This window comes from Candidatus Izemoplasma sp. (assembly GCF_982632705.1).
In genome coordinates this window covers 1-4876 of the sequence record NZ_CEXEES010000086.1, presented here as the reverse complement: position 1 = coordinate 4876, position 4876 = coordinate 1, and the positions used below count along the sequence as shown (strand labels likewise).

Sequence of the window (4876 nt, the reverse complement as noted above, 5' to 3'; positions counted from 1 at the left end):
GATAAATATATTTAATCAATATATAATCTGTATTGTAGTCACAAAAAAACTACGAAAAAATCACGTCTAACATGTATATGAAACCCACATACCCATAAAATTTCTTATATGCATGTGTTCCCTTCTTTTTGTATTTTAATCAGTATAAAAAAGATTGAAAAACCAGTTAACTTTTGCCCGAAATTAACTGGTTTTTTATTTGATTAAAATTTCTTTTTCAAAAGACTATACATTTATAATTATTGTGTTATAATATTTGCGTATGTAAGCGTTTTTAACTTACGAATAAGGAGATACATTATGACTAAAGAATTGACAGGTACAATGGATGTTTTAGTTAAAGATAAACCTGAGATTGGGTTAACTCTAACAACCAAACCAATACCGACTGAGTTATTACCTCACGAGGTCTTAATAAAGGTAAATTATACTAGCGTATGTGGTACAGATTTCCACATTTATAAATATGATGATTGGGCAAAGAAAAGGTTGAAATTACCGTTTACAGCTGGACACGAATTCAGTGGTGAAGTTGTTAAGCTCGGTAGTGATGTAGAACGTGTAACATTGGGAGACATAGTTAGTGCAGAAACACATATCATTTGTGGTACTTGTGAGTTCTGTTTAAGAGGAGAAGGACATATATGTGAAAACACAAAGATTATTGGTGTAGATACTGATGGGTGTTTTGCAGAATATGTTAAGATTCCAGCAATGAATTGCTTTGTAAATTCAAAAGATGCTAACCCACTTCATTTAAGTGTACAAGAACCTCTTGGGAATGCAGTTCATACAATGGCTGAATTCGATATAAAAGATAAAGATGTTGTAGTTGTAGGTTGTGGTCCAATAGGGTTGATGGCAGTCAATGTTGCAAAAGCATACGGTGCCAAAAAGATTATCGCAATCGAAGTGAATGAATATCGTTTAAACTTGGCAAAGGAACTAGGTGCACACGTTACGATCAATCCAATTACTGAAGATGTAGTTGATAGAGTATTGGAAGAAACAAATGGTCGTGGACCAGATGTCATAGGAGAATTTAGTGGTAATAAATATGCAATTGAACAAGCATTTAGTTATTGTAAACCTGGTGGGAAAATTTCACTACTTGGATTACCAACTAAAGATATTGAAATAGATTTAGCAAACTTAATCGTATTTAAAGGAATTACTGTATATGGTGTAGTTGGTAGAAAAATTTATGATACATGGTACCAAGTAAAAGAATTAGTAGATAATAACATGTTAGACTTTGACAAGATTATCACACATGTAATGCCGATGAGTAAATTCCAAGAAGCAATGGATATTATGGAAAGCGGAAATAGTGGTAAAATTATTTTAATTCCGGGAGAATAGATATGAAAAATCATGAGTTAACGTATTTAAAGAAACATATAGAAAAATTAAAAGAAGATGGTGTTTACAGAGTGTTGCCTGTAAACGAAGGACCTTGTACAAATAGAATTACATTAAACGGAAAAGAAGGCGTTGTAAACTTATCAAGTAATAATTATCTTGGGTTAGCAAATCATCCAAGAGTTAAACAAGCAAGTATTGACGCAATAGAAAAATATGGTGCTGGTGCAGGAGCTGTACGTACCATTGTTGGTAATTATGATTTAATAAATAAATTAGAAGATCTTCTTGCTGAATTTAAACACGAAGAAGCAGTTATGTGTTTCCAATCTGGATTGAACTGTAATATCGGTACAATTCAAGCAATAGTTGAAAAAGGTGATTTAATCATAAGTGATGAATTGAATCATGCTTCAATCATTGACGGTGTTAGATTATCTAGAGCAGACAAAGCAATTTTAAGACACTCAGATATGGAACACTTAGAAGAGATTTTAAAAGAGAAAAGAGACCAATACAGAAATGTATTAATCATCACCGATGGTGTATTCAGTATGGACGGTGATTTAGCACCACTACCACGAATTGTTGAATTAGCAGAACAATACAATGCTATGACATACGTTGATGATGCACACGGTAGTGGAGTACTTGGTAAAAGTGGTCGTGGAACTGTTGATCATTTTGGACTTCATGGTAGAGTGGATTTTATAATCGGTACTCTTAGTAAGGCGATTGGTGTAGTAGGTGGATATGTTGCATCAAAAAATGAAACAAAAGAATGGTTGAGTCACAGAGCAAGACCTTTATTATTCTCCACAGCTTTACCACCAGCAGCAACTGGAGCTACAATAGAATCAGTTAAGATGCTAATGGAAAGTGAAGAATTCACAGATAAACTTTGGAGCAATGCAAAGTACTTCAAGGCTAAATTAAATACACTTGGTTTCAATACTGGGAATAGTGAAACACCAATAACTCCAGTAATGGTCGGTAATGAGGCAAAAACAATGGAGTTTAGTAAAAAAATATTGGACAAGGGCGTTTATGTTTCAGGAATAGTATTCCCAACAGTATCAATGGGTAAAGGTAGATTACGCGTAATGATCAGTGCTTCACACACAATCGAGGACCTAGATTATGCAGTTGAACAGTTTGAAGTTGTAGGTAAAGAAATAGGAATTATATAAAGAGCGGATTTCCGCTCTTTTTAATGACAAAAATGTCGTTAACTTATATATGAGACCATGATAAAATATATAAGTGTAGCAAGATGACATTTTGAAGAGAGAAGGGGAGTAGTTATGGAAAAAATTAAGATAGCAGGATTATTGATTGGTATTGATGCAGTACTTTCTATTATTGGATTATTAGGGGTGGGTGTATTAGTATCAGGGTCAGGTATTCCCTGGGCAGGACCTCTATTATTTATTGGTTGGCTGTTCACTATAGCTGAGATAACTGCAATATTTGGAATCAATAAAGGCCAAAAAGGATGGGCGATATTTATTATTGTCTTGGGTGCACTTGCAGTTATTAATTTTCAGATAATAAGCGCAGCCTTATTATTGACAGGTGGAATTTTAGGACTTGTAGGTTGTAACGAGGTTGGAAGCTAATAATCCAATTATTAATTTACTACTAAAACATAACAAGTGAGAAATCATTTGTTTTTGTTTTACCTATATAAAATAAAAATATTCTTTGAAATGACCTCAATATAGATTATACTAATATTAGTGTGAAAACACACCAAGAGGGGGATTATATGATATACATATTAATTCCTGTTTTTATTGTCTTTTTTCCACCTGCTTTATTCTTCTTATATTTAGTTTTAACTGAGTATAAGCCTAAAGATGTAGAAGAGACAATAAGATACAGAAAAACAAGAGATAACACACATTACGCCTCATATAATATCGTTTCTTACAATATTGGATACTGTTCTAACGACAAAGTATCAAAAAAGAGAAACTTGAATAGTAAGTATTCTGTAAAAATCGATAGTGAAACAGTATACGATAATTTAATTGTAATGACTAACATTTTAAAAGATGTTGATTGTGATTTTTCTCTATTACAAGAAGTAGATCAAGCTTCAAGTAGATCGGGTAAAATAGATCAGGTAGAGCATTTGACTAGTGATATCAAAGAGATGAATAGTAGTTTTGCTTATAACTATAATGCAAAATATATTCCATTCCCATTAAACCATCCTGTTGGAGGTACTTATAGTGGGCTTTTAACATTGAGCAAATTTCCAGCAATAACATCCAAAAGATATCAACTCGAAGGACATGAATCTTTCCCTAAAAGCTTATTCTATCTTAAAAGATGTATGTTGGTGGAAGAGTATCAATTAGCTAAGAAGAAACTGATAGTTATTAATCTTCATTTAAGTAGTTTTGATAAGAATAATTTATTTAGAACTGAGCAATTTCACCACATGTTACGGTTCATAGAGAAGCAATATGATGGTAGAAAAAATGCAATTATTGTTGGTGGAGATTTCAATTATCTTTTGAATAAAGATGATTTACAAATGGACACTCCAGATTGGTTAGAACGTTTGCCTGAAGAATTCTATGATTCAAAATTTAAACCTGTTTATCCAAAAACTGGGCACACAATGTTATCAGATGGAAAAGGGTATACGATTGATGGATTTTTAGTATCACCAAACATAAAAGTACAACATTGCAAAGTGATTGAAGATAATTTCGAACATTCAAACCACAATCCGGTACTAATGAGTTTTACAGTTTAAAAGTGCTGAATATCATCACTTTTTTTATGTTATAATGATATAGAGGTGATTCTATGAGTCATAAGGACAAAATTAATCGAATCAAAAGAGTGTTTGATGAACACAATATTAAAAGAACAAATTATGAAAATGAATTCTTTGAGGATCTAATTCAAGCTGTAGAATCGACAGATGCAAAAACACCTATTCAAAAGATGGTAATTGAAGAAAGCGATGACCTTAATTATAAAAATATACGATCTGAAAAAATGGAACTTATGATAAATATTGATGGTATATGCAACAATTTGAAAGGGAAAACTAGATTGAATAGATATAGTTTTGGATTGGATATCAGAAAATTACCTTTGACGATTTTTTTAACTGAAACAAAATTGTTGGTTAGAAACAGAGACTTTAAGAAATCTGACATCGTTATATTCTATGATGATACCAGATTGCGAACTGGTAATAGAGGGTTCTCAATCACAAGAGATGAGGTTATTACTAATATAAGTGGTTTATTTAGAGTGTTGAAATTTCAAGATATGGATCATGAACCTGAGTTTGTAGTTGGACATAAAAAAGATGCGTTTCGAATACATATCGAGGGTAAAAACTTTGATATTAAAGTCAATAAGAAAGTAACGTATACTTCTGTTGTTTTTGATGTTCTAAAACTTCTATATAAATATGCAAACATCATCAAAAAGGAAAATGAGAATTTAAGTAAAGTAAAGCAAAATAAATAAAACAGCCTCGTTT

The 4876-nt window shown here is 31.9% G+C and carries 5 protein-coding genes; all 5 read left to right on the top strand.

The features are described 5' to 3' along the window. The first annotated feature begins 300 nt into the window (after nucleotides 1-300). Entirely contained in the window at nucleotides 301-1362 is a 1062-nt protein-coding gene (gene tdh / locus AC2LE6_RS08495) for an L-threonine 3-dehydrogenase (RefSeq protein ID WP_484478827.1), read from the top strand. Nucleotides 1363-1364: 2 nt separating this feature from the next. Continuing rightward, complete coding sequence (locus tag AC2LE6_RS08490) at nucleotides 1365-2552, top strand: glycine C-acetyltransferase (protein ID WP_484478826.1); 1188 nt, start codon at nucleotides 1365-1367, stop codon at nucleotides 2550-2552. Nucleotides 2553-2666: 114 nt separating this feature from the next. Continuing rightward, nucleotides 2667-2981 carry a hypothetical protein gene (locus AC2LE6_RS08485; protein WP_484478825.1) on the top strand — a complete coding sequence of 105 codons (315 nt, stop codon included), beginning with the start codon at nucleotides 2667-2669 and terminating at the stop codon, nucleotides 2979-2981. Between the two features lie 149 nt (nucleotides 2982-3130). After that, nucleotides 3131-4132, top strand: a complete 1002-nt coding sequence (locus tag AC2LE6_RS08480; RefSeq protein ID WP_484478824.1) for an endonuclease/exonuclease/phosphatase family protein — start codon at nucleotides 3131-3133, stop codon at nucleotides 4130-4132. A 53-nt stretch (nucleotides 4133-4185) separates the two neighbouring features. Further along, nucleotides 4186-4863: a hypothetical protein gene (locus AC2LE6_RS08475; RefSeq protein ID WP_484478823.1), complete on the top strand. Its 678-nt coding sequence runs from the start codon at nucleotides 4186-4188 to the stop codon at nucleotides 4861-4863. Nucleotides 4864-4876: the final 13 nt, after the last annotated feature.